Annotated in this window: 20 protein-coding genes; 13 read left to right on the top strand and 7 right to left on the bottom strand. The window is 60.4% G+C overall.

Annotated elements, in window-relative coordinates; genetic code table 11:
• Nucleotides 1-104: 104 nt before the first annotated feature.
• The gene (locus tag K3G63_RS02645; protein WP_220612538.1) at nt 105-1055 is read left to right on the top strand and encodes a YihY/virulence factor BrkB family protein; all 951 of its coding nucleotides are present in this window, start codon (nt 105-107) and stop codon (nt 1053-1055) included.
• Between the two features lie 89 nt (nt 1056-1144).
• Nucleotides 1145-2578: an amidohydrolase family protein gene (locus K3G63_RS02640; RefSeq protein WP_220612537.1), complete on the top strand. Its 1434-nt coding sequence runs from the start codon at nt 1145-1147 to the stop codon at nt 2576-2578.
• Here K3G63_RS02640 and K3G63_RS02635 read toward each other — a convergent pair.
• On the bottom strand, nt 2544-3059 hold the full coding sequence (locus tag K3G63_RS02635; RefSeq protein ID WP_220612536.1) for a hypothetical protein: 516 nt from the start codon (nt 3057-3059) through the stop codon (nt 2544-2546). The genes K3G63_RS02640 and K3G63_RS02635 overlap by 35 nt on opposite strands.
• A 633-nt stretch (nt 3060-3692) precedes the next feature.
• On the opposite strand from K3G63_RS02635, the gene K3G63_RS02630 reads away from it, so the two are divergent.
• The 4 genes from K3G63_RS02630 to K3G63_RS02615 are packed head-to-tail and all read left to right on the top strand — an operon-like array spanning nt 3693 to nt 6798.
• On the top strand, nt 3693-4265 hold the full coding sequence (locus K3G63_RS02630) for an RNA polymerase sigma factor (protein ID WP_310794550.1): 573 nt from the start codon (nt 3693-3695) through the stop codon (nt 4263-4265).
• Nucleotides 4240-5151 (top strand): HEAT repeat domain-containing protein, encoded by a 912-nt coding sequence (locus K3G63_RS02625; RefSeq protein ID WP_220612535.1) that lies wholly within the window; start codon nt 4240-4242, stop codon nt 5149-5151. Before K3G63_RS02630 ends, K3G63_RS02625 begins: the two co-directional genes overlap by 26 nt.
• Nucleotides 5099-5968 carry a hypothetical protein gene (locus K3G63_RS02620; RefSeq protein WP_220612534.1) on the top strand — a complete coding sequence of 290 codons (870 nt, stop codon included), beginning with the start codon at nt 5099-5101 and terminating at the stop codon, nt 5966-5968. Before K3G63_RS02625 ends, K3G63_RS02620 begins: the two co-directional genes overlap by 53 nt.
• On the top strand, nt 5965-6798 hold the full coding sequence (locus tag K3G63_RS02615; RefSeq protein ID WP_220612533.1) for a DUF4097 family beta strand repeat-containing protein: 834 nt from the start codon (nt 5965-5967) through the stop codon (nt 6796-6798). Before K3G63_RS02620 ends, K3G63_RS02615 begins: the two co-directional genes overlap by 4 nt.
• A gap of 87 nt (nt 6799-6885) precedes the next feature.
• Here K3G63_RS02615 and K3G63_RS02610 read toward each other — a convergent pair whose 3' ends face one another.
• The 6 genes from K3G63_RS02610 to K3G63_RS02585 all read right to left on the bottom strand — a co-directional run bounded on the left by K3G63_RS02610 (nt 6886) and on the right by K3G63_RS02585 (nt 12402).
• Nucleotides 6886-7074, bottom strand: coding sequence for a hypothetical protein (locus tag K3G63_RS02610; protein ID WP_220612532.1), 189 nt, complete (start codon nt 7072-7074; stop codon nt 6886-6888).
• Nucleotides 7075-7243: 169 nt separating this feature from the next.
• Complete coding sequence (locus K3G63_RS02605) at nt 7244-7621, bottom strand: hypothetical protein (protein WP_220612531.1); 378 nt, start codon at nt 7619-7621, stop codon at nt 7244-7246.
• A gap of 184 nt (nt 7622-7805) precedes the next feature.
• Nucleotides 7806-8204 (bottom strand): STAS/SEC14 domain-containing protein, encoded by a 399-nt coding sequence (locus tag K3G63_RS02600; RefSeq protein WP_220612530.1) that lies wholly within the window; start codon nt 8202-8204, stop codon nt 7806-7808.
• 255 nt (nt 8205-8459) lie between these two features.
• The gene (locus K3G63_RS02595; protein ID WP_220612529.1) at nt 8460-10364 is read right to left on the bottom strand and encodes a DUF294 nucleotidyltransferase-like domain-containing protein; all 1905 of its coding nucleotides are present in this window, start codon (nt 10362-10364) and stop codon (nt 8460-8462) included.
• A complete protein-coding gene (locus tag K3G63_RS02590; RefSeq protein ID WP_220612528.1) occupies nt 10357-11070 on the bottom strand; it encodes a 3'-5' exonuclease in 714 nt (237 codons plus the stop codon). Before K3G63_RS02590 ends, K3G63_RS02595 begins: the two co-directional genes overlap by 8 nt.
• Nucleotides 11071-11283: 213 nt before the next feature.
• Nucleotides 11284-12402 carry a LacI family DNA-binding transcriptional regulator gene (locus K3G63_RS02585; RefSeq protein WP_220612527.1) on the bottom strand — a complete coding sequence of 373 codons (1119 nt, stop codon included), beginning with the start codon at nt 12400-12402 and terminating at the stop codon, nt 11284-11286.
• A gap of 343 nt (nt 12403-12745) precedes the next feature.
• On the opposite strand from K3G63_RS02585, the gene K3G63_RS02580 reads away from it, so the two are divergent.
• From K3G63_RS02580 to K3G63_RS02550, 7 genes are all read left to right on the top strand, one after another.
• The gene (locus tag K3G63_RS02580) at nt 12746-14854 is read left to right on the top strand and encodes an alpha-L-arabinofuranosidase C-terminal domain-containing protein (protein ID WP_220612526.1); all 2109 of its coding nucleotides are present in this window, start codon (nt 12746-12748) and stop codon (nt 14852-14854) included.
• Between the two features lie 12 nt (nt 14855-14866).
• A complete protein-coding gene (locus K3G63_RS02575; RefSeq protein ID WP_220612525.1) occupies nt 14867-15874 on the top strand; it encodes a glycoside hydrolase family 43 protein in 1008 nt (335 codons plus the stop codon).
• A gap of 254 nt (nt 15875-16128) precedes the next feature.
• Nucleotides 16129-18309, top strand: a complete 2181-nt coding sequence (locus tag K3G63_RS02570) for an alpha-galactosidase (protein WP_220612524.1) — start codon at nt 16129-16131, stop codon at nt 18307-18309.
• 67 nt (nt 18310-18376) lie between these two features.
• A complete protein-coding gene (locus K3G63_RS02565) occupies nt 18377-19390 on the top strand; it encodes an arabinan endo-1,5-alpha-L-arabinosidase (protein WP_259404237.1) in 1014 nt (337 codons plus the stop codon).
• Between the two features lie 208 nt (nt 19391-19598).
• Complete coding sequence (tkt, locus tag K3G63_RS02560; RefSeq protein ID WP_310794549.1) at nt 19599-21650, top strand: transketolase; 2052 nt, start codon at nt 19599-19601, stop codon at nt 21648-21650.
• Nucleotides 21651-21870: 220 nt separating this feature from the next.
• A complete protein-coding gene (gene tal / locus K3G63_RS02555; protein WP_220612523.1) occupies nt 21871-23001 on the top strand; it encodes a transaldolase in 1131 nt (376 codons plus the stop codon).
• 309 nt (nt 23002-23310) lie between these two features.
• Nucleotides 23311-24471 (top strand): MFS transporter, encoded by a 1161-nt coding sequence (locus K3G63_RS02550; protein WP_220612522.1) that lies wholly within the window; start codon nt 23311-23313, stop codon nt 24469-24471.
• Nucleotides 24472-24513: the final 42 nt, after the last annotated feature.

The raw sequence follows: 24513 nt of genomic DNA, 5'->3' as shown, positions 1-24513 counted from the left end.
TAGTAAGGGAAAAGGGCGGCGGGCTGGGGGATGCGCGGACGGAGCGTTACCTTCGCCGGTAGCTGGCCGCCGGCCATCCGCCCGCGACTACCTACGCACTTGTGATGACAAAAGTACACCCGCCCGGCCACGCCCGGCGCAACCCCTGGACGGATTTCCTGATTCTGCTGCGCCGGGCCGGCCGGGAGTTTGGGGCCAACGATCCGCTGCGGCTGGGCGCGGCCACCGCCTTCTTCACCACTTTCGCCCTGCCCCCCATCCTGATTATTCTGATTCAGGTGTTGGGCTCCCTCTACTCTACCTCCCGGGTTCGGGTGCTGCTGCTCACCAAGCTCTCCCACCTGCTGGGCTACTCGGCGGCGAGCCTGGTGGAGCAGATTTTGCAGAACGTGACCAACATCGAGCGGAGCCGGCTGGTGACGTGGCTGGGCTTCGGTTTTCTGCTCTTTATTGCCACTACCCTGTTCGGCGTCATCCAAAGCTCCCTGAACCAGCTCTGGCAGATTCGGCCCAGCCGCCACACTGGCCGGTTTCACAAGGTGCTCAAGGAGCGGGCCCGCTCCCTGGGGCTGCTGCTGGCCACGGGGCTGCTGTCCATGCTGGCCTTCCTCTTCGACGCGGCCCTGGCCTTTCTCTCCGACTACGTCCGGGACTTCGACGCTACGGTTGGCTACGTGCTGTTTCAGATCGGCAACCAGCTGGCCTCCCTTCTGATTCTGGCGGCCTGGTTTGCCGTCACGTTCCGCAACCTGAGCAGCGCGAAAGTACCCCGGCGGGCCGTGCTGCGCGGGGCCCTGCTGACGGCCGTGCTCATCGACCTGGGCGAAAACTTGCTGGGCTACCTGCTGGTGCCGCGCAACCTGGGGCCCATTTACGGCCCGGCCTCCAGCATCGTGCTAGTGCTGCTGTTCGTGTTTTACTCAGCCATGATTTTTTACTTCGGCGCCTGCTTCACGAAAGCCTACGCCCATTACGTGGGCATGGACATCCGGCCTAAGAAAGCCGCCGTGCGCTACCGGCTGGTTGATATCATTGAGCCGGAGCAACCCGGCTAGCCCTACCCCCCGGCTAGCCGGGGCTACTTTGCCAGTTACCAGGTATATTCCCGCGCCTGCTTTCCGTGCATCCTTTCTTTTTTTGTCATATGCCTACTACCTACCGGCGTCTGCGGCTCAGCGCATTTTTGCTGCTGCAAGGTACCCTGCCCAGCTTGGCCCAGCAGTTTACACCTGCCGTGCAGGAGTTTATCAAAGTCAGCAGCCCGTCCGTAGCCCTGACCGACGCCAAGGTGATAGACGGCACCGGCCGGCCGGCCCAGCTTCACCAGACGGTGCTGCTGCGGCAGGGCCGGATTGTGCAGGTAGGCCCCACGAAAAAGGTGAGGGTGCCGGCCGATGCCCAGGTGATACACTGCGCGGGTAAAACCCTTATTCCGGGGCTGGTGATGCTCCACGAGCACCTCTACTATACCATGCCCACCGGCGGCTTCTTTAATATTGCCCAGATGCCCTACTCCTTCCCGCGCCTGTACCTGGCCGGGGGGGCCACTACCATTCGCACGGCGGGTAGCATTGAGCCCCAAACCGATTTGGCCATTCAGCGCCTGATCCGGGAGGGCAAGCTCATTGGACCGGAAATGGACGTAACGGCCCCCTACATGGAAGAGCCTGCCCTGGATATTCCAGCCCTGAACACCATCAGAGGGCCTGAGGAAGCCGCTGCCGCTACCACGTTCTGGGCTAACAAAGGGTGTACTTCCTTTAAAATGTACATGCACGCCACCCGCGCCGACCTGGCCGCCGTGGTGCGGGAAGCTCACGCGCGGCACCTGAAGGTAACGGGGCATCTGTGTTCTATTACTTACCGCGAAGCTGCTGAGCTTGGCATCGACAACCTGGAACACGGTTTCATGGCCAGCTCCGACTTCGTGCCCGGCAAAGCCCCGGACGTGGCCGACTACCCTGCCAGCCGCCAGGCCCTGCTCCGCCTGCCGGTTAACAGCCCGCAGATGAGCAGCCTGATTACCTTTCTGGTCAGTAAGAAGGTAGCCCTTACGTCTACCTTGCCGGTGTTCGAGCCCTATACAGGCCGGGAGGTGGTGCTGGGTGGGGGCCTGAGCGCCCTGATTCCGCAGCTGCAGGAACGGGAAACGGTTACCTGGCAGCAGAACCAGCAGAAAGACACGGCCAGCGTGCGGCTGTTTAAGAAGGAAATGGCCTGGGAAAAACAGTTTTACGAGGCCGGGGGCCTGCTGGTAGCTGGCACCGACCCGACCGGCGCCGGCCGCACCATTGCCGGCTATGCCAACCGCCGGCAGCTGGAGTTGCTGGTGGAAGCGGGTTTCACGCCCGTGCAGGCCATTAAAATAAGCACTCTGAACGGGGCCGTGTACCTGGGCCGCGACCAGGAAATCGGAACGATTGAGGCTGGCAAGCAGGCCGATCTGGTGCTTATTGACGGGGACCCGGAGCGTAACATGCAGGAAGTGCGCCGCATGGAGCTGGTGTTCAAGCAAGGCATTGGGTTCGACTCCGGCAAGCTGTTCAACTCCCTACAGGGGAAGGTAGGACTGAACTGACGTATTCTACCCCGGCGGTACCAGCCTTGCCTTCCGCTACCGGCCGGGTCAGACAGGGGTAGGCGGCCGGCGGGCCAGCACCTGCGCCGTCACCCCTACCCCCACCGCCACGACGCCCGCTACGGCGCCCCCCGGTAAGCCTGGCAGGTAATGTCAAAAGAATGCAGATTAGAGCAGGCGTATTCTCAAACAGCTGGTACAAGGATTCGCGTTGGGGCGAGGGTAGCGGCGGGGTGGGCGCTGGCTTGGCAGCGGCCGGGGCCCGCTCCGCCCGGTGCAGCACGTACGATACTACCCCCGCCGAAGTCAGCACCGGCGTATTCAGAATATCCCTGTATTGCTCCTCGTAGCGCTGCAGTGGCAGGCGGTGAGGCCGGCCCGTATGCAGCACCTGCTGCAACGAAGCCAGTAGCATCTCCTTGCCCGTGGCGCCCGGAAAAGGATAGTCGGGAAAGGCCTCGAACAGGGGGCGCCCCTGCAAGGCCGGCAGGTGGTACCAGTGCTACGCAAATAGGCATCGGTAGCCGTCAGGATGGGGAAGGTGGGGCCAGGGGCCAGTACCAGGTACGCGTCCGGAATGCTTTCCAGCGTGCACAACACCTCAGCCGACAGAACGGGAGGAACAACCATACCCAACGGAATAGAACGGTGAAATGCCAGAATTGCCTCTTAGGTGCCTTGGGCAAAAGGGGTACGACCATATACCGGAAAACAGCTACAGCTCCTCAGTAAGAAGTACCAGCGCCGCCGTCTACTATTACGAAGTATGCGGCTGTATCTGGCAGCATTTCAGGGTCTTTTCGCGAGCTGAGTCGTAACTTTTCGTTGCTGACCGGGAATCTGCCCCGCGTAAGCTACCTCTTCATATAAGTCAATACTGGCGCCTACCCTCTCAAGCTACGGGGCGTTGTGTGCTACGAGTTCCCGGCCTAAGAGAGCCAAGCCGCGGGTACGCTGCTGGCCTGCCCAGCAAGGCTGGCGGCCAGGAACGCTGGCGGCTACCAAGCAGTACAGCCGGCACGAGGTAAAAATATTTGCCCGTCCCTTGTAACCTTCAGCAAAAGCCGAAGTTTCCACCGCCGAATTCGCTTCCACCTTCTTACCGACCTTAGGCTTGAACTCGCTTACTGACAATTCGCTCATGCTGCAGGTGAAGGCCGGCCAGATCGAGAAGATGGGCCTGCTGTTCGAGCGCTACCACCGGGCCCTGTTCGCGTTTTTCTACCACGCCAACGGACACTCGGCAGCCAGTGAGGACCTGGTGCAGAACGTGTTCTACCGGATGCTGAAGTACCGGCACACCTTCACGGGCGAAGGCGAGTTTCGGACCTGGATGTACCACTTGGCGCGCAACGTGCTAGCCGATGCCGCTAAGAAACATAAAGCCTCGCGCTACCACCAAGACGTGGCCGACTGGACCGAAAAAATTGCCGGGGCCTCTACCGCCGACGGTAGCCTGCAGCAGGCCCAGGACGTGGCCCTGCTTCACCGGGCGCTGGCCCGCCTCAGCCCCGACCAACGGGAGGTGCTGGTACTCAGTCGGTTCCAGGAGCTGAAATACGAGCAGATAGCGCAGCTGCTCGATACCACGGTGGGGGCCGTGAAGGTGCGCGCGCACCGGGCCCTGTGCCAACTCAAGGAGATTTATCTGAAACTGGAAAATGGAAGCAAAGTTCGTGAACTGTGAACAGGTGCAGGAGGGGCTGATGGACTGGCTGGCTGGTACCCTACCCTCTACTGAACACCAGACCCTGGAAGCCCACCTTCGCCAGTGCCCCGGTTGCCAGCAGGAGCTAACCGCCGTGCGGGCCCTCTGGACCAGCCTGGGCCAGCTGCCCACGCCGGAACCCAGCGAAGAGCTGCGCCCGCGCTTCTACACCATGCTGGCCGAGTTCCAAGCTACGGAGCAGCGCCGGCAACGCTGGTCTCTGGCCACCCTGCTAGCCCGGCTGCGGGCGTGGTGGCAACCGGCCTACGCACTCCGGCTGGCGTACAGCCTGGCCCTGCTCCTGGTTGGGCTGGCGGTGGGCCACGGGCTAAAGCAAAGCCCGGCGCTACCCGCGCCGGTAGCCGCTCTGCCACCGACTGCTACCGGCCAGCAAGCCCAGGTGCTGGAGCTGCTGGCCAATCCTTCGGCGGTACAACGGCTGCGGGCCGTGAGCTACGCCGAGGAAGTAGCGCCCACCAACGAACGGGTAGTGGCGGCCTTGCTCAGCACCCTCAACCAGGACCCGAACGTGAACGTGCGGCTGGCCTCCCTGGAAGTGCTGACCGGCCTCAGCCAGGACCCCGTGGTGCGCCAGGGGCTGGTCCGGTCCCTGCAGCGCCAGGATTCGCCCCTGGTACAGTCGGCGCTGGCCGACGTGATGGTGCAGCTGCAGGAGCGCCGCTCGGTGCGCCCCCTGCGCCAGCTGCTGCGGCAGGAAAACCTGAACCAACAGGTAAAAGACAAAATCGAGCAAAGCATTGAGTCGCTGTCGACCGACCGGGCTCCCCAACCTTCTACCTCTTCCACTGACCATGAAATTCACCCTGCTACTACGGCTGACCGTCCTATTGCTGTGGCTGCCTAGCTGCTCGCTGTACGCTCAGGACCGCCAGGCTACCGAAACAATTAACCGCGAGTTTGCCCTGCCCGCCAACGCCGGCCGCGGCACGCTGGCCCTCTACAACATCTTCGGCTCCGTGACGGTGCAAGGCTACCGTGGCAACACGGTGGTCGTGGAAATCACCAAAACCGTGACGGCTCCCACGGCCGAGCTGCTGGCTCAGGGCCAGAAAGAAGCCCAGCCCGGCTTCGAGCAACGCGCCGACAGCGTGCTGCTGTATGTGGCTGGCCCCCAGGACTCGCGCCCCAACCGCGGCAACTGGCACAGCCAGGAGCGGCGGCGCTACTCCTATCAGTTTGACTACACGGTGAAGGTACCGGCCGGCATGGGGGTGCGCGTCTCGACGGTAAACGGGGGTAAGGTGCTGGTAGAGGACGTGACGGGGCCCCTGCAGGCGCGCAACGTGAACGGGCCGGTTACCATCCTCAACGCCCACCAGGCAACGCTGGCGCACACCGTGAACGGCGACGTAACTGTGAGCTACGCCGCTGCCCCTACCCTGGCCTCATCCTACCATACCATCAACGGCAACATTGTAGTCAGCTACCCAGCCACCGTGTCGGCTGACCTCTACTTCAAACGCATGCAGGGGGAGATATACACCGATTTTCCCCAGGCCGAGGTGCTGCCGGCGCGCGTGACGCAGAACCAGCAGCGCGATGGCCAGAGTACCAAGTATAAACTCAGCAAAGAGACGGCCGTGCGGCTAGGCAAGGGCGGCACCGATTTCCGCTTTGAAACCCTCAACGGCAACGTCACCATCAAACAACAGCCTCGATGAACCAGCTCCTTTTTCGCACTCTCCTGACCCTCTTGGTCGTCCTGGCCGGGGCCCGGCCCCTGGCGGCCCAGCAAGCCAGCAAAGAACAACTCACCGTGGCGCTCAGTGCGCCCGGCAAGCCCGGGGTGCTGCACCTCAAACTGGTGGGCGGCTCCATTCGGGTGGAAGGTACCAGCGGCAAAGATGTGGTAGTTGACGTAGCCAACCGCGCCGGTCGCCGCGAAACCAGCCCCGACGAGCCGGCTCCCAGCGGGATGCGGCGCCTCTCCAGAGTGCAGGGCCTGGACGTGACGGCTCAGGAAAAAGACAACCACGTGTACCTGAAAACGCAGTCCTGGCAGAACCCCGTCGACTTTGTGATTCGGGTGCCGCGGCAGTTCTCACTGCAGCTGGCCACCGTCAACGACGGTAACATTGCGGTGCAGAACGTAGCGGGCGAGCTGGAGATTTCCAATGTCAATGGCTCCATCCGCCTCGAGGACGTAGCCGGCTCGGCAGTGCTCACCACCGTAAACGGCGACATTGTAACCACCTTCCGCGACATCACCAGCGGGGTGCCCATGGCCTTTTCCAGCGTTAACGGCAAGATTGACGTGAGCCTGCCGGCCAAAGCCAAGGCCTACCTGAAGCTGAAATCGGACCGGGGCGAGATTTACAGCGACTTCGACCTGAGCCTGGACAACAGCACGCCTAAGGTTATGCGCACGGCTAAGGACGGCACTTACCGCGTCAGCCAGGACAGCTTTACCAGCGGTAAAATCAACGGCGGCGGCCCCGAGTTCATGATGAAAACGCTCAACGGCAACATTTACATCCGCAAGGCGAAGTAAGGAATCCGCTCCTCAGGCGGAGGCTGGAGCCTCCCGGCTTCCGCGTCCGCCTGGGGAGCACCCCTTTCCCGAGAATGTTCTGGCTGTTTACCAGCCCCGCAGCCGCTGATTCTGCAACACCAGAAACTCGGGTAGGGTAAACTCCCCCATCACGTAGCGCTGCAGCAGCTGCATAGTAGCACTGGTAACCAAGGGGGTTCCTTCCTGACTAATACCAGAAATGTACTCGGCCTGGAGCAGGCGCTTGGCCCAGGCGTGCTGGTCCGGCAGTGGCATTGAGAAAGGCGGGGCCTTGAAATGCATACGCAAACTGGGATGGTCCTCAGCTACCTACGGCAGCAAGTAGGCAACCAGATTTGCCAGCCGGTGTTCTACAAGCAAATTTCCACTGTGTTACCCCCGAAAAGGGCAGCAGACACCCGCTGGAACAAGGCCCTCCGGGTGGTTAGCATTGCACAAGTGGCGTGGCTCCTTGGCGGACGCTTTCCGGCCCCTGGTAGCTAGTGGCCGGCAGGCAGCGCAACAGCAGATACAGGCCCGTGGCCGAAAGCTCCTGGACCAGGTGCACCGATAAGCCGCACCAGTAGATAATGAGCTGGGCGGCGCGGGCCAGCTGCTCCACCTGAAATATGGCCTGCTGCCCCACATACGAGACGTCCCGCAACTGCTGGCAGTCCACCCAGAGCGTATCGCTTCCTCTTGTAATGGCTTCCTCAAATATTCCGCGCAAGCAGCGGGCTTCGTCTACGGTAGTGCACACCCCCCGAATGCTCATGCCCTGATTAGCGGCTCCGCCGCCGACGTAAATGCGTAAGTCCTGCACCTGCACGTACACTATCTTTAATTAAACTATTCAAAGATGATACTGCAAAACTACAGGTATAGAATACGCCAATTCCCCGTAAAAACCCGGATTTAGTCTCCGGATTTTTACGGGGAATTCCTGAATCTGCCTTATCGGAGCAGTAATGAGGTAGGCTATTTGCCCATGGGCAAGTGCCCGTTTTTTAACCCGCGCGAAGCCACGCCTGGGCGGCGGGCATCTCGTCAAAATCAAAAAGCCGTACGCTAGGCTGCTCGGTGTGCAACAGCATCGCCTGCAGGCAGAGGCGGGCGGGCCAATCCATGGCATTGAGAATAGCTAGTTGCGTTACTCCTTCCTGGGCCAGCAGGGGGAGGAAACTCCGGCCCAGCCACTGCGCCAGCTCACCCCACCCGTCCAGAATCTCGCTGGCGTCGTCGAGAATCTTGCGACACTTGGTGTCGCGCACGGCTTGCAGCAGCGCGCCACAATAGTGCTCTACGGACTGCTGCGTGTGAGGACCACGCCATTCCAGATGCAGCCACTCATTCTCCTGGTCGTGGTAAAGCGTAAACGAAGGCGAATCTAATAGTACTGCCGGCATAGTTCAGGTATCATTTCTGGAATACAGCGGCCTACACCGGCCCCACCCCCGTATCGGATTCCGGGCAAGGAGCCGCCGAGCAGACTGTTACTGTCCAGCTTGTATTCTTTTCTGCAAAAATACCCTTTTTTAGTCGTAAATAAACTTTATAATAGTACTTTCTCTACATGGGACATTTCTACGCAACTGCTGTTGCTACCTAGTTCCCGCATGTAGCACACCCGCTCGTAGCCGGCAGCGGCAGTTGTGCGCCCGCTACAGCGACTTGGTAAAGCCAACCTTAATCTTAACCTGGAAGTCGCTGATGACTTTGAATATTTCCTTGAGCGTGACCTGCTCTACCTGGGTTAGCGTACTAGGGTCGAGGTAATTGGTGGGAGTGGTGCGGTCGTTGATGATCTGGCGGGCCTGCTTTTGCAGGCGCATGCCCATGAGGTAGTAGTACGCCTGCAGCAGCTCCTGGTACTCCTTTTCCTTGAACACGCCCTGTTCGCGCAGCCGGGCCAGCCGCTCACCGGTATTGGTCAGGAAAATCTGGTTCTTGAGGGCGTACACCCGCACCAGGTCCACAATGGGCGTCATGGTCCGCTTCAAGTCGAACACCTGCTGGCCCTCCTGCACGAAGGTGCGGATGTTGCGGAAGAAGGTGAGTGGGGGCTCGTACTGCAAGGCATTTTTGGCCATAAAGAACAGAAACCGTTCCAGGGGCTGCGACAACTCCTGGTGCAGAAATGCCTGCAGGTCCTGCATCAGGCTGACTTCGCCGTAGAGGTAGCGGCAGTCGAAAAAGGTGGCGAACTGCATGACTGTTTCGGCGTTCGACTCGCTCATCCACTGGTGGTAGTTGCGCTTCCAGTGCGAGAGGGAGTGGGTCCACTTCGAGTTCTTGGCCATAAAGCCGCCCGTGCAGAAGTGCAGCCCAATATGGTTGAGCTGGTCCGACACGGCCGTGGCAAAGCGCAGGAAGTACTCGCGCACCAGTTCACGCTGTTCGTTGGCCTTGTCTTCGTAAATAATGGCATTATCCTGGTCCGTGAGCAGGGTTTGCTCCTTGCGGCCTTCACTACCCAGCACCATGAACACGAACTTGGCCGGGGCGGGCCCGTGCTCGGCCAGCACGTTTTCAATTACCTTGAGGGCAATGGTATCGGCCACGGTACTGATTACCTGGTTGACGATGTCGGCCTTCACCCCGCGGCTGAGCAGTTGGTTGACGATGTCGGGCACCATTTCCCAGCGGCGCTTCAGCTCCGGCGTCCCCTGGGCCAGCTTCACGGCCTGTATAAACATGAAAGGCGACTGCGCTAAATCACTCAGCAGCTTGTTGCGACTCAGGAAGCCCACGTACTGGCCTTCCCGCTCCACCAGCAGGTAGCGGGTTTTGGTCTGGAACATGAGCAGAATGGCTTCGTACACGAAGGCTTCACTGGAGATAGACACCAGTGGCGTAGCCGTTACGGCTGCCACTGGCCCGCGGGCATCGAGGCAGCGGGCAATAACCGAGTCGCGCAGGGTAATGTCGGTGCAGTAGCCCTGGATGGCGCCCGTGGCCGCGTCCGTCACGAATAAGCAGCTCACTTTGGCGGCAGCCATGCGGCGGGCCGCCTCGAAGATGGGCTCCGTACCAGGGCAGGTTACCAGCTCGCGCACTTCCAGGGTGCTGATGCGGCGCGAAAACAGCTGGTCGGCCACCAGGAAGTTCTGCTCGGGTGGGTTTACCGGCTTCACAAAGTGGGCAAATTCCTCGTTGAGCATCCGTTCCCCATAACGGGCCGTGAAGTAGTGAAAAAACGGCTCGTAGGCCTGGCACAGAGCCCGGAAGTCGCGGCGGGGTAGCTGGAGTACCCGGGTACCCTTGTGCACCACAACGGTGCGCAGGGAGCGTTTCTTGTTAAGCAGAATGGACATCCCCCCGTAGCAGGTGCCGGGTCCGTACACCTCGGGCAGGCGCTTGTGCTGCTCACTGTCGTAGAAAAACGTTTCGTACTCGCCCTCCACAATGATGTCGAGGCTACGCACTTTGGACGTGTCCTGCCGGTAGAGCAGGGTTTCGCGCGGGTGATGCACTTCCTGGAGCAGGCTTACAACACCCTCCAGCACGTCGTCGGGCAGGAGATTGAACGGGGCAACGGTCCGGAGAAAAACGAGGCGGTTATCCATAGGCTAGCCAAAGTAGAAGAAACAGCAGACCGACCGCCGCCACCAGTAGCCCTACCCAGCGCAGCACCGCCGAAGGGGTGCGGGCGCTCGGCTCAACGAGGGGTGTTTGCCGGGTGAGCAGCTCGTCGGGAAGCAGGCCCCGGCGACGCAGCTCAAAAAAACAGCGCGCCGTGGCCGTGGCGTCAAGATAAGCATCGTGCAGACGTGGCATGGGTTCCTGGAACAGCAGTTCGTGCAACTCGTGCAGGCGCAGATGGCGGCCGTGCGGAGCACCCGGCAAAGGCGGATAGGTGGCCGTCATGGTGCAGAACTGGGGTAGCGCGGGCAGCGGGTTGGGTAAGCCAGCCCGGCCGAAGGCGGCACCAAGCACGTGAAAATCCAGCTGCAAAAAATGCCCGATAACCTGTGGCCGGTACGTTTCCAGGTCGTGCAGCAGGCGGCGCAGCACTGGCTCCGGCGCCCGCCCTTGCGCCCGCAGAAACTCCGGTGTGAGGCCGTGAATAGCTATGGCCGCGGCCGGCATGCGGCCGGCCGGAATCTGGAGGTAGTCCTGGTCGGCTTTGACAAGCTGGCCGTCCGCCGTGTATAGCACCCAGGCCAGTTGAGCCACGCAGGGCCATTCCTTTTCCTCGGCATAGGGCCGGTCCCACCGCCGGGGAAGGCCGGTAGTTTCCGTATCCACGAAAAGGTAGTACTCCTGCACCATGCGGCGAGCTAAGAAAAGAAACTACGACTCTCAGCAAGAGCCGCCATAGAAAAGCTGCTCCCGTGGGGCGGTTGCACCCGCGACGGAACAAGCACCGTTAGTACGTATTCAACGAAGAGGTGCTCCGTGGCCCGCTGCGGCGTGGGGCACCTCTAGCTAGAACCAGAGAACAGCCGTTGTGTTACGTCCCGCTCCCGGTTCAGACGCCCCTACCTAGTGCGCGGCAACTCCTACATACTTTGCGGCCGGGTTCCGGACAGCGCCGACGGAAGCCTCTTCAGCGCGGGCTGTGGAATTGCGCACCAGCAGCTCGGGCCGGAGGGCTACCTGCCGGGGCGCAAAGGGCCGGCCGTCGGCTTCGATTAACTCCAGCAGCAGACGCACGGCGGCCTGGCCCATTTCTTCGCAGCGCTGGTCGATGGTGGTAATAGGAGGCTGGGTGATGACGGTAAAGGTCTCGTTGCTGAAGCCGGAAATGGCCACGTCCTCGGGTACGCGCAAGCCCTGGCGGGCAGCCTCCTGCATGGCCCCCAGGGCCGAGTAGTCGCCGGCGGCAAATACTCCGTCGGGCGGGTTAGCCGTGGCTAGCAGTTGGCGCATGCCTTCGGCGCCCTGCTCCTGGGCCATGTCGGAGTAGATAATAAGGCTTTCGTCGGCGGGCAGGCCGGCTTCACGCAGAGCATCGAGGTAGCCCTGGCGGCGGTTTTTGTAGATATTCAGGTGCTGAGGACCGGCCAGGTGCGCAATGCGGCGGCAGCCCTGCTGCAGCAAGTGGCGGGTAGACACGTAGCCGCCCTCCTGGTCGTCGAGCACCACGGCATTCACGTTGTCGCCCTCCACAATCCGGTCGAAAAACACTAGGGGCAAGCCGCGGCTGCGCACCTTCTCGAAGTGGCGGAAATCATGCGTAGTCCGCGACAACGAAACCAGAATACCCGCTACCTGGGCGCTGAGCAGGATGTCAAGGTTGCGCCGCTCCTGAGCCACGTCCTCGTTCGACTGGCAGATGATGACATTGTAGCCGGCCTTGCTGGCCGCCGTTTCAATACCGTGGACCACCGAGGGAAAGAAGCGCCCTTCAATGTACGGCACCACAATACCCAGCAGCTGACTTTTGCCTTTGCGCAGGGCCGAGGCCAGGCGGTTAGGCTGGTAATTGTACTTCTTAGCCAGCTTAAGCACCTTTTGCTTCATAGCCGGCCCAATGCTATGATGGTCGCTCAGAGCCCGCGAAATCGTGGTCATGGACACGCCTAACTCCCGGGCCAGGTCGGCCATGGAAACAGGGCTGGTATTATTTACCTCCGGGGCTTGTTTTTTTCGAGGGGCCATACTATAAAGGCACTACACAATGCTTTGTGTAAAGATATAACTATTTATACTCTTCCGGGTAGCCTGCCAGCAATAACCGCGTAGCAGCATAGCTAGATGAATAGTTTCGGAGAAAGTAAATAGAACTCTCCAAGGGGAGTTTATGCGGTTGCAGGCCGAGTTTCAAAATAAATTACTCATGTGTTGAGTTTTTCTTATTACTTTACACAATCGATTGTGTCAGTTGATTGACTGCTCACTTACTTCCCATTGGTGCAGCTGGCTTCTTTACGCCAAGGCCGCTCTGCCGATGCCCCTGGTTGGTCAATAGCCTGCTCGCATCTTGCTCATTTCACCTCTTTCTATGCCCACTTCTTTTCCCACCCGATTTGCGCACGCAGCCACTGGCCTGGCGTTGTGTACCCTCGGCCTCACTCCTGGCCTGGCCCAAACGAAACCTACGGCAGCCAACACCCTCACGGTGCAGGTAAACAAGCCCGGCGCCCCCGTGTCACCGATTATGTATGGCCTGTTCTTCGAAGACATCAACTTTGCGGCCGACGGCGGCTTGTACCCCGAGCTGGTCAAGAACAAGTCGTTTGAAATTCAGGGCCAGCACTTTATTGGCTGGAACGCCATTCGTGGGGGCGCCGGCCTGCAAACCTACACGGTAGTCTCTGACAAGCCCATCAGCGCTACCAACAACCACTTCGCCCGCCTGACCGCGGCTCAGGCCAGCCCCGATGCCGGCTTCATTAACGAAGGCTTCCGGGGCATGGGCGTGAAAGAAGGGGGCGAATACACCTTCTCCGTGTACCTGCGGCGCGGCCCGGGTAGCGTGGGCGGCCTGAACGTAACGCTGGAAGAAGAAGGACGCCGGGGCGCGGGTCCCGAGGCCGCCGCTTCCGGGCGGGTACTGGCGCAAACCAAGATTACGGGCCTGACCGGCGAGTGGAAAAAGTATACGGCGGTGCTCAAATCAGCGGGTACGGCCAGCCACGCCCGCCTGAAGCTGACCCTGGACGGGGCCGGTACGCTGGATATCGACGTGGTGTCATTGTTCCCGAAGGACACGTACAAGAACCGCGAAAACGGCCTGCGCACCGACCTGGTGCAGCTGCTCAAAGACATGCAGCCCGGCTTCCTGCGTTTCCCTGGTGGTTGCATTGTGGAAGGCCGCACTTTATCGGAGCGCTACCAGTGGAAGGAAACCATTGGCGACGTAGCCGCCCGCGTGCCCCTGGTAAACCGCTGGAACATGGAGTTCAAGCACCGCTCTACTCCCGACTACTACCAGTCCTTCGGCCTGGGCTTCTACGAGTACTTCCAGCTTTCCGAGGACATTGGCGCCGAACCCGTTCCGATTCTGAACGTGGGCATGGCCTGCCAGTTCAACTCCTCCGAACTGGCCCCGGTTACCAGCAGCACCGCTACCGGTGGCCCCAGTGCTAACGAGCAGCACAACCACGCCGACGACCCGACGCTGGACACGTTCATTCAGGACGCTCTCGACCTGATTGAGTTTGCCAACGGCCCCGCCAGCTCCCCCTGGGGTGCCAAGCGCGTAGCCATGGGCCACCCGGCTCCGTTCAACCTGAAGTACATTGGCATCGGCAACGAGCAGTGGGGCCCGCAATACCTGGAGCGCTACGAGCCTTTCATGAAGGCGGTAAAGGCCAAATACCCGAAGATGAACATCGTGTCAAGTGCCGGCCCGAGCCCCGACGGAGAGCTGTTCGATAAAGCCAGCAAGCGCCTACGCGAGTTGAAGGCAGAGGTGATTGACGAACACTACTATGCCAAGCCCGAGTGGTTCCGCGAGAATGTGGGCCGCTATGACAACTACCCCACCACGGGCACCAAGATCTTCGCTGGCGAGTACGCTGCCCAAACCGTAGCCATCGGCAGCCCCGACAACAAGAACAGCTGGGACGCGGCCATTTCCGAGGCGGCCTTCATGACCGGCCTGGAGCGCAACGCCGACAAGGTGGTGATGGCTTCCTACGCCCCCCTGTTCGCCCACGTAGATGCCTGGCAGTGGACGCCCGACATGATCTGGTTCGACAACCTGAAGTCGTACGGCACACCCAACTACTACGTGCAGAAGCTGTACGCCGTGAATAAGGGCACTACCATGCTACCCGTGCAACGGGCCGGTAACGCCAAAAACGGCCAGGACAACCTGTTTAGCAGCGCTGTAGCCGACGACAAAACCGGCGAAATCATTGTGAAGCTGGTGAACTACTCGCCCGAGGCACGTCCGGTTACCATCAATCTGCAGGGCGTGAAAAAGCTGGGTAAAGCCGGCCGTGCTACCGTACTGGCCAGCTCGGACCTGAACGCCGTGAACACCCTGGACCAGCCCATGAACGTGGCACCTAAGGATGAGCCGTTCAAGGTTTCTTCCTCGAACGTAACCTACACGCTGGCCCCGAACTCGTTCACGGTGCTGCGCATTCCCGGCAAGCGCTAAGCAGTGGCTGACATGACACAGAAACGCGCCCTGTTGCCGGCTACCCGCTCGTTATTGACCGGATTGCTGCTGGCGGCGGCAGCCCCTACCCTGGCGCCCACTGCGGCGCTGGGGCAGGCGGCGCCCGAGCCCGTGGCCGGCAACCCCATCATCAAAGACAAGTACACCGCCGACCCCGCCGCCCTCGTCTACAAGGGCACCGTGTACCTTTACACCGGCCACGACGAGGCTCCCGCCCCGCGCGAGGGCTACGTGATGCACGACTGGCTGTGCTACTCCTCCCAGGACATGGTAAACTGGAAGGAGCATCCTTCGCCCCTGAACGTGAAAGCCTTTGCCTGGGCCAAAGACGACGCCTGGGCCTCGCAGGTGATTGAGCGCAACGGCAAGTTTTATTGGTACGCGGCCGTGGAGCACGGTTCCATCCCGGGCAAAAGCATCGGCGTGGCGGTATCAGACAGCCCCACCGGCCCGTTCAAGGATGCCCGCGGCTCGGCCCTGATTACCAACAACATGACCGACAGCCCCATCAGCTGGGACGACATCGACCCCACCGTGTTCGTGGATAAAAAGGGCCAGGCCTACCTCTACTGGGGCAATACGAACTGCTACTGGGCGAAACTCAAGCCCAACATGACGGAGCTCGACGGCCCCATCAACAAGGTGACCACCCTGCCCAAGTTCACGGAAGCACCCTGGATACACGAGCACAACGGCTGGTACTACCTCAGCTACGCCTACCAATTCCCCGAGAAGATTGCCTACGCCATGAGCCGCAGCATTGAGGGCCCCTGGGAGTTCAAGGGCATACTCAACGAAGTGGCTGGCAATTCTAACACCAACCATCAGTCCATCATCGACTTCAAGGGGCAGTCGTACTTCATTTACCACAACGGCAGCATTCCTACCGCCGGCGGCTCCTTCCGCCGCTCAGTCTGCATTGATCAGCTGTACTACAACAAGGATGGCACCCTGAAGCGGGTAGTGATGACCACGGAAGGCGTGAAAGCGGCCAAGTAGCGCCTACCCCCTGGTTTCCTCAGAACCGTCATGCTGAGTGGAGCCGGAGCAGCTTGCGCGGATGGTTGGGGTAGCGCCTCTGACATCAGCCCGCGAGCTGCTTCGGCTCCGCTCAGCTTGACTTTTTTAATGGTGCTCCAGCTTTCAGGATAACGCTTCGACAAGCGCCGCAGAACGTTTACTTTTTGGTATCACTTGCTGCGGTCGGTTTGCCCTTGTTCCTTGCCCCGCCTCCTACTTCCTACCCCCTGCCCATGCTGAAATCCGTACTTAGCTGTTGCCTGCTGCTCCTTGGCGGCGTGGCCTCTGTTATGGCTCAGCCTACCCCTCCCATTGTCGTTGAAACCCAGCATACGAGTCTGGTGCTGGCGGTGGGCCCTGACCAGAAGCTGTACCACACCTACCTTGGTGCCAGGCTCACGAATGCGGCCGACTACGCCGCCCTACCCCACCAACACGAAGCCTACGTACCCGCCGGCACCGACAACCTCTTCGAGCCCGCCATCCGTCTGACGCATACCGACGGGAACCCCTCGCTGAGCCTGGCTTTCGCTTCGGTGGAGACTATTCAGGTTAAGGGCAACGTAGATTCACCAGCTAATGATAATAAGGAAACTGTTATCCGGCTGCGCGACCCGCAGTATCCGGTGGACGTGGTGCTGCACTTCGCGGCCTACTACCAAGAGGATGTCATCAAGACCTGGACCGAAATCCGGCACCGGGAGCGGAAGCCGGTGGTGCTGACCAACTACGCCTCGGCTATGCTCCACTTCAATGCCCATCAGTACTGGCTCACCCAGTTTCATGGCGACTGGGCCAAGGAAGCTGGCCAGCAGGAAAGCCAGCTCACCAGCGGCGTTAAAGTCATTGATACTAAGCTTGGTACCCGACCCCACTGGTACCAGACACCCGCCTTTTTCCTGGGCCTTGATCAGGCCGCAACCGAAACTACGGGGCAAGTACTGGCGGGCACCCTGGCCTGGACGGGCAATTTTCGCTTGGCGTTCGAGGTAGATAACCTGAATGCGTTGCGCGTATCGGCGGGCATCAACCCCTACGCCTCCGAGTACACCCTGCCCGCCAACCAGACGTTTACTACTCCCGAGTTTATCTTCACGTATAGCACGCAAGGCAAGGGCCAGGCCTCGCGCAACCTGCACCGCTGGGCCCGCCGCTTCGGCGTGCTCGATGGCACCGAGCCCCGCCTGACCCTACTCAACAACTGGGAGGCAACCTTCTTCGATTTCAACGAGCCCAAGCTCGACGGCTTGATTGCCGACGCCGGCAAGCTCGGCGTAGATTTGTTTCTGCTGGATGACGGCTGGTTTGGCAACAACCCGCCCCGCAACGACGACCGCACCAGCCTCGGCGACTGGCAGCCGGCTAAAACCAAGCTGCCCCACGGCGTAGGCCACCTGGTGCAGACTGCTGACAAGAACGGCGTGAAGTTCGGCATCTGGATTGAGCCCGAAATGGTGAACCCCCAGAGCGACCTGTACCGCCAGCATCCCGAGTGGGTATTAAAACTGCCAAACCGCCCCGAGCACTACTACCGCAACCAGCTGGTGCTGGACCTGACGAACCCCAAGGTGCAGGACTTCGTGTTTAACGTGGTAGATGAGCAGTTGCGGCAGAATGTGGCGTACGTCAAGTGGGACTGCAACCGCATGATTACCAACGGCTACTCTCAATACCTGAAGCAAAACCAGTCCCACCTCTACATCGACTACGTGCGCGGCCTGTACAAAGTGCTGGACCGGGTGCGCCAGAAGTACCCGCACGTGCCCATGATGCTGTGCTCCGGTGGCGGCGCCCGCTCCGACTACGGTGGCCTGAAGTACTTCACCGAGTTCTGGCCCTCCGATAATACCGATGCCGTGGAGCGCGTGTTTATTCAGTGGGGCTTCTCGAATTTCTTCCCTTCCAACACGCTCTGCAGCCACGTAACGAACTGGAACCGTCAGCACACCCTCAAATTCCGCACCGATGTAGCCATGATGGGCAAGTTGGGCTATGATATTGAGGTAGAGAAGATGACGCCCGCGGAGCTGCAGTTCAGTCAGCAGGCCGTGAAGGACTACAAGCGCCTGAGCCCCGTTATCTGGCAGGGCGACCAGTACCGTCTTCGCTCTCCCTACGAGGGTAACCAGGCCGCCGTGCTGTACGTGGAAGAACGCCAGACCAAAGCCGTGCTCTTCGGCTACAACCTGCACACCCGCACCAACGAAACGGTGCTGCCCGTGCGCCTCCAGGGCCTCGACCCGGCCCGCCGCTACCGCGTCGCGGAAATTAACCTGATGCCGGGGACCAAGTCTGAGCTGCCCGCTCACACCCAAACCTACTCCGGCGACTACCTTATGCAAGTTGGCATAACCGTATCTCCACTTAATGCCCCCGCCCTCACCAGCCACGTGTTGGAGCTGACGGCGGAGTAAATAGCAGCTCGGCCCGCCTGGCCATTCCGTTTTTGCAAGGCGGCCCGAGTTACAACGTTTTTCACTTTTGTTCACACAATCGTTTATGTATTCTGCCTTGCTTAAGCGCCTCCTACCCCTGGCTTTCCTGCTAAGCCACTGGGATGCTCCGGCCCAGACCACCCCTCCGCTCATTCCGGCTCACGACCCCGTGATGGCCCAGCAGAACGGTACCTATTATATGTTTTGCACCGGGCCAGGCATTGCGGTGTGGTCGTCGAAGGACCGGAAGAACTGGAAGCCGGAAAAGCCCATTTTTCCGGCAGCGCCGACGTGGGCAGTGCAGGCCGTACCCGGCTTTAAAAACCACATTTGGGCGCCGGATATTTCTTTTCACAACGGCACATACTACCTCTTCTACTCGGTTTCGGCCTTCGGGAAAAACACGTCCTGCATTGGCTTAGCTACGAATAAGACCCTGGATCCAGGCTCGAAGGACTTCAAGTGGACCGACCACGGCCGGGTGATTCAGTCGGTGCCGGGGCGCGACATGTGGAACGCCATCGACCCCAACCTAATTCGGGATGAAGCGGGTGCGCCCTGGCTGACGTTCGGCTCGTTCTGGGAGGGAATTAAGCTGGTGAAGCTGCGGCCCGACCTCACGGCTGCTGCCCAGCCCGAGCAGTGGCGCACCATTGCCAAGCGCCCGCGCAGCCCTCAGCTCAACGACTCCTTGCCGGGCGACGGTGCCATCGAAGCGCCTTTCATTTTCCGCAAAAACGGTTATTACTACCTCTTCACGTCCTTCGACTACTGCTGCCGCGGCCCCCAGAGTACCTATAAAATTATGGTAGGCCGCTCGAAAACCGTTACGGGCCCCTACCTGGACAAGGCCGGGGTAGCACTGGATCAGGGCGGGGGTACGCAGGTACTGGCTGGCGACAAAAACTGGTTTGGCTTGGGGCACAACTCAGTCTATACATTTGATAACGCCGATTACCTCGTGTTTCACGGGTACGACGCTACCGACAAAGGCCACCCCAAGCTGCGAATTGAGAAGCTGGCCTGGGACCCGACTGGCTGGCCGGTAGTGCAGCCTTAGTTGCTTTCCCCGGTTGATTTTCACACAATCGTTTGTGTAAAAGAATAAATCTTCCGTATTTCCCCACCGTAAACGCAGGTGCTAGCTACCGGCACCGGTTTCGGTATCGATACCGGTCCTTTTTCTTGCGCGCTGCCGCTGCCCAGACTTCTCCGGCTTCTGCTCCCGGCCGTACTTAGCGTTATTTCCCACCATTTTTTGTCGTTCCGTGACTAAGCCGACTACCTCTCCCGCCGAACTAAGTGTCAATACTATCCGCCTGCTGTCGGTGGATATGGTGCAGGCCGCCAACTCGGGCCACCCGGGCCTGCCGCTGGGTGCGGCACCCATGGCCTACGTGCTGTTCTCGCGTTTCCTTCGCTTCAATCCGCAGGACCCCAAATGGCCTAACCGCGACCGGTTTGTGCTGTCGGCGGGCCACGGCTCGGCGCTGCTCTATAGCCTGCTGCACCTGTACGGCTACGATTTGACGCTGGACGACCTGAAAGCCTTCCGGCAAATGCACTCCAAAACCCCGGGCCACCCCGAGTCGAACCTGACGCCGGGCGTGGAAGTAACCACGGGGCCGCTGGGGCAGGGCTTCGCCAACGGGGTAGGCATGGCCATGGCCGAAGCGCACCTGGCCGCCGTGTACAACAAGCCCGGCCACACCCTTCAGGATCACTACACCTACGCTATTGTCAGCGACGGGGACCTGATGGAAGGTATTGCGGCGGAGGCCGCTTCGCTGGCCGGCCACCTCAAGCTGGGCAAGCTTATCTACCTCTACGACGACAACGATATTTGCCTAGATGGCCCTACCAACCTCTCCTACACCGAGGATGCGCTGGCACGCTTTGAGGCCTACGGCTGGCACACCCAGCGCGTAACCGATGGCAACGACCTGGACGCCATTGAGGCGGCCATCAAGGCGGCCCAGCAGGAAACCGAGCGACCCTCCATTATTTCCGTCAAGACCATTATCGGGTATGGCAGCCCGCAGGAAGGCACCAGCAAAGTGCACGGCTCGCCCCTAGGCGCCGAGAACCTGAAAAAGGCCAAGGAATTTTTCGGCTTCGACCCCGAAGCTACGTTCGTGGTGCCCGACGAAGTGCGCGCCCACCTGGCCGAAGCGGGCCAGCGCGGCGCCGAGCTTCAGGCCCAATGGCAGCAGCAAACAGAGGCGTACCAGCAGGAGCACCCAACAGAGTGGGAACTGTTCCGGGCTTCGTTCGCGGGAGAACTACCCGCGGGCTGGGACGCCTCGCTGCCCGTTTTCACCGCCGCCGATGGGGCCCTGGCTACCCGTCAGGCTTCGGGCAAAGCCCTGAACGCACTGAAGCAATCAGTACCCTTCCTGTTCGGGGGCTCCGCCGACCTGGCCAGCTCCAACGAAATGCCCACCAGCGGCGCTATCAGCTTCCAGCCCGGCAGCTACGAGAACAACAACATCTGGTTTGGAGTGCGCGAGCACGCCATGGGCGGCGCCATGAACGGCATGGCCCACCACGGCGGCGTGCGCACCTACGGCGGCACCTTCCTTACCTTCTCTGATTATATGCGCGGGGCCATTCGCCTCACGGCCCTGGCCGAGTCGGCTGCTACCTTCGTCTTCACCCACGACAGCATTGGCCTGGGCGAAGATGGCCCCACTCACCAGCCCGTGGAGCAGGTAGCCGCCCTGCGCACCATCCCGAATATTGTAGTGCTGCGCCCCGCCGACGCCAATGAAACCGTGGAATCCTGGCGCGTAGCCATGACTACGCCCAAGTCGCCGGTGGTACTGATTCTTTCGCGCCAAAAGCTGCCAGTGCTCGACCAAGGCCAGTTCGGTTCGGCCCGGGAGGGTGTGGCGAAAGGTGCCTACGTCCTGCGCGAAGCCGAAGGCGGTCAGCCCCAATTGCTCCTGCTAGCCACGGGCTCCGAAGTGTCGTTGGCGTTGCAAGCCCAGGAAACGCTACAGCAACAAGGTGTGCCGACGCGCGTAGTAAGCATGCCGTCGTGGGAGTTGTTTGAGAAGCAGGACAAGGCCTACCAGCAGCAAGTGCTACCCTCCTCGGTGCGCAAGCGCGTGGCCATTGAGGCCGGCTCGCCCCTGGGCTGGCACAAGTACGTCACCGACGAGGGCACCGTCATTGCCATGAACCGCTTCGGCGAGTCGGGCCCGGGTGAGGCCGTAATGGAATACTTCGGCTTCTCGGTGGAGAATGTGGTAAAGCAAGCCCAGCAAGTGCTGCAAGGCCAGCCTTCTGAAATCGAGAAAAAGGAAGTGCTATCGTAGTTTCTCTTTCGCTTTACCCTGTTTACCAACAGCTTTCCTCGCCTGTTATCCGGAGCGAAGAACCTCTGTCGAAGGCGCACTTTCATAAGGTAGTCAGCAATAGAGGCCCTGCGCTCCGGATAACAGGTCAGGGTAGTACTAAAGACAAATGGAGAGGATTGCGGTCCTTCTCATTTGGTACTTCTTTCTTTTCCTTCCAACTCTGAAACACCCGCATTATATGAACCCTTTAGTTGCTATTCACGATTTCGGCCAGAGCATTTGGCTGGACTATATCCGCCGCAACATCCTGCACAACGGGGAGCTACAGCGCCTCATTACTGAAGATGGCCTGCGCGGAGTGACGTCGAACCCGGCCATCTTTGAGAAGGCTATTGCGGGTAGCGACGACTACGCCGATGACATCCGCCGCTTTGCCCAAGAAGGTCTTTCCGCCGATGAAATCTATGCCAAGCTGGCCGTGGCCGATGTGCAGCACGCCTGCGACCTGCTCCGCCCCCTCTACGACCACCCCGAAAACGGCGGCGACGGCTACGTGAGCTTAGAAGTATCGCCTAACCTCATCAATGACACCGAGGGTACTGTAGCCGAAGGCCTGCACTTCTGGAAAGAAGTAAACCGGCCCAACGTGATGATTAAAGTACCCGCCACGCTGGAAGGGCTACCCGCCATCCGGCAGCTGATTGCGGCTGGTGTGAACGTGAACGTGACTTTGATTTTCAGTGTGGAGCGCTACCGCCTGGTTGCGGAAGCCTACCTCGCCGGCCTGGAAGACCGGGTGAAAGCCGGCCAGCCGGTGAAGCGGCTGGATTCGGTGGCCAGCTTCTTTCTCTCGCGCATCGACGTGCTGATTGACCCCAAGCTGGAAAAACTAGCGGCCGAGGGCGGCGAAAAAGGGCAGCTGGCCCAGAGCCTGGTAGGCGAAGTAGCCATTGCCAGCGCCAAACGAGCCTACGAGGTGTTTGAGGAAATCTTTGCCGGTCCGCGTTGGGAAGCCCTGAAGGCTCAGGGAGCCCAGCCCCAGCGTCTGCTGTGGGCCAGCACCGGCAACAAAAACCCCAAGTACGACGACCTGAAGTACGTGGAAGCCCTCATTGGCCCCAACACGGTGAATACCATTCCGGTTGAAACCCTCGACTTCTATCGTGCCAAAGGCAAGCCCGCCAACCGCCTCGCCGACAAGCAGGAAGTAGCCGTCCTGGACCGTCTGCCCGAACTCGGCCTTGACCTGGAAGCCCTAACCAACCAGTTGGAGCAGGAAGGCGCCCAGAAGTTTACCGAGCCCTTCGGCAAGCTGATGAACGTGCTGGAGCAGAAGCGCCAGGAAGCTCTGGCCGGCGCTACGGCGTAGCCTGAATTGGGACGCTCCATTGAGTTGAGGTGCTGAAGCATCCCGAGTGCTGACGTTGTACTAGTGTAATAGTATTGTCACACTGAGCTTGTCGAAGCATCTCTACCTCTGGCTAATCACCTGGCCTGGCAACGATTCAACAAAGCGGTAGAGATGCTTCGACAAGCTCAGCACGACGATCAGGTGGGGAAGCTCTGCTTCCTGTCCCATGCTGAGCTACCAACCCAGATTCCTCGCTTTTGCTTGGAATGACACTTACCAACGGGGAGCTACTCAGGTGGCTCCCCGTTGTTTTTACCTACTTTTTCTATGGCTGAAATCAGGCCGGCCCAGCGCCGCGTAGCGGTCAGCGTGTTGTTTTTCGTGGCGGGGCTGTGTTTTGCTTCCTGGGCCTCCCGGATTCCGGATATTGGGTTGAAGCTGGGGTTGAGTGAAGGAGAATTGGGCAAGCTGCTGCTAGCCTTGCCGGTGGGCTCCATGCTGGCGCTGCCAGTGGCAGGGTGGCTGGTGCACACCTACGGTAGCCGGGTGGTAGTGCTGGTGGCTACCTGTCTGTACGCGGGGTTTCTGCCGTTGCTGGGCTGGGCGCCGGGCTTCTGGAGCCTGGCCGGGAGCTTGGTGCTGTTTGGCTTCGCCGGTAACCTGCTCAACATCTCCGTCAACACCCAGGCTATTGGGGTGCAAGCAGCGTACGGCAAGCCCATCATGGCCAGCTTCCACGGCCTTTGGAGCTTGGCGGGCTTTCTGGGCGGGGCCCTTGGCACCCTCCTTATTCGCTGGCACCAGACGCCGCTTTGGCACTTTCTGCTGGTATTGGGGGTAGGCCTGGTGCTTACGGTGCTGGCCCATCGGCGCACCCTGCCCCAGGATGCCGGCGCTGAGGCCGGCGGCCCCAGCCTGCGCCGCCCGGAGCCCTACCTGCTCCGCATTGGCCTGATTGCCTTCTGCGGTATGCTTTGCGAAGGCTGCATGTTCGATTGGAGCGGGGTGTATTTCCAGCGGGTGGTGCGCCCCGATGCTACTCTGGTGACGGCAGGCTACGTAGCCTGCATGAGCACCATGGCTCTGGGCCGCTTTATCTCCGACCTCTTTACTCATCGGTACGGCACCAACCGTATGCTCCAGCTCAGCAGCTTGTTGATTACGGCGGGGCTGTTGCTGGCCGTAGCGTGGCCCGCTTTTATTCCCGCCGTGTTGGGTTTCCTGCTAGTGGGCTTTGGCATTGCTTCCGTAACGCCCCTGGCTTACAGCGCGGCTGGCCAAGCTACTACGGTGTCGCCGGGGGTAGCGCTGGCCATGGTTTCCACCATCGGCTACCTGGGGTTTCTGCTGGGGCCGCCTTTAATTGGGTTAGTGGCTGAAGTTTCCAGCCTGCGGGTGTCGTTTGCGCTAGTGGCAGGGCTCGGGGCTGCTATCGGCATACTTGCCGCGTTACCAGCGCCGGCCCGGCAAGCAAAACAGGTAGCGTAATCTTGCCCCTGGCTTCTCTATAACATCCGTACGGTTAGGAGG

Origin of the sequence: Hymenobacter sp. HSC-4F20 (assembly GCF_019599275.1) — a bacterium.
GTDB lineage: Bacteria > Bacteroidota > Bacteroidia > Cytophagales > Hymenobacteraceae > Hymenobacter.
The sequence above is the reverse complement of the archived record's forward strand: the minus strand, read 5'-3'. Positions and strand labels throughout refer to the sequence as shown.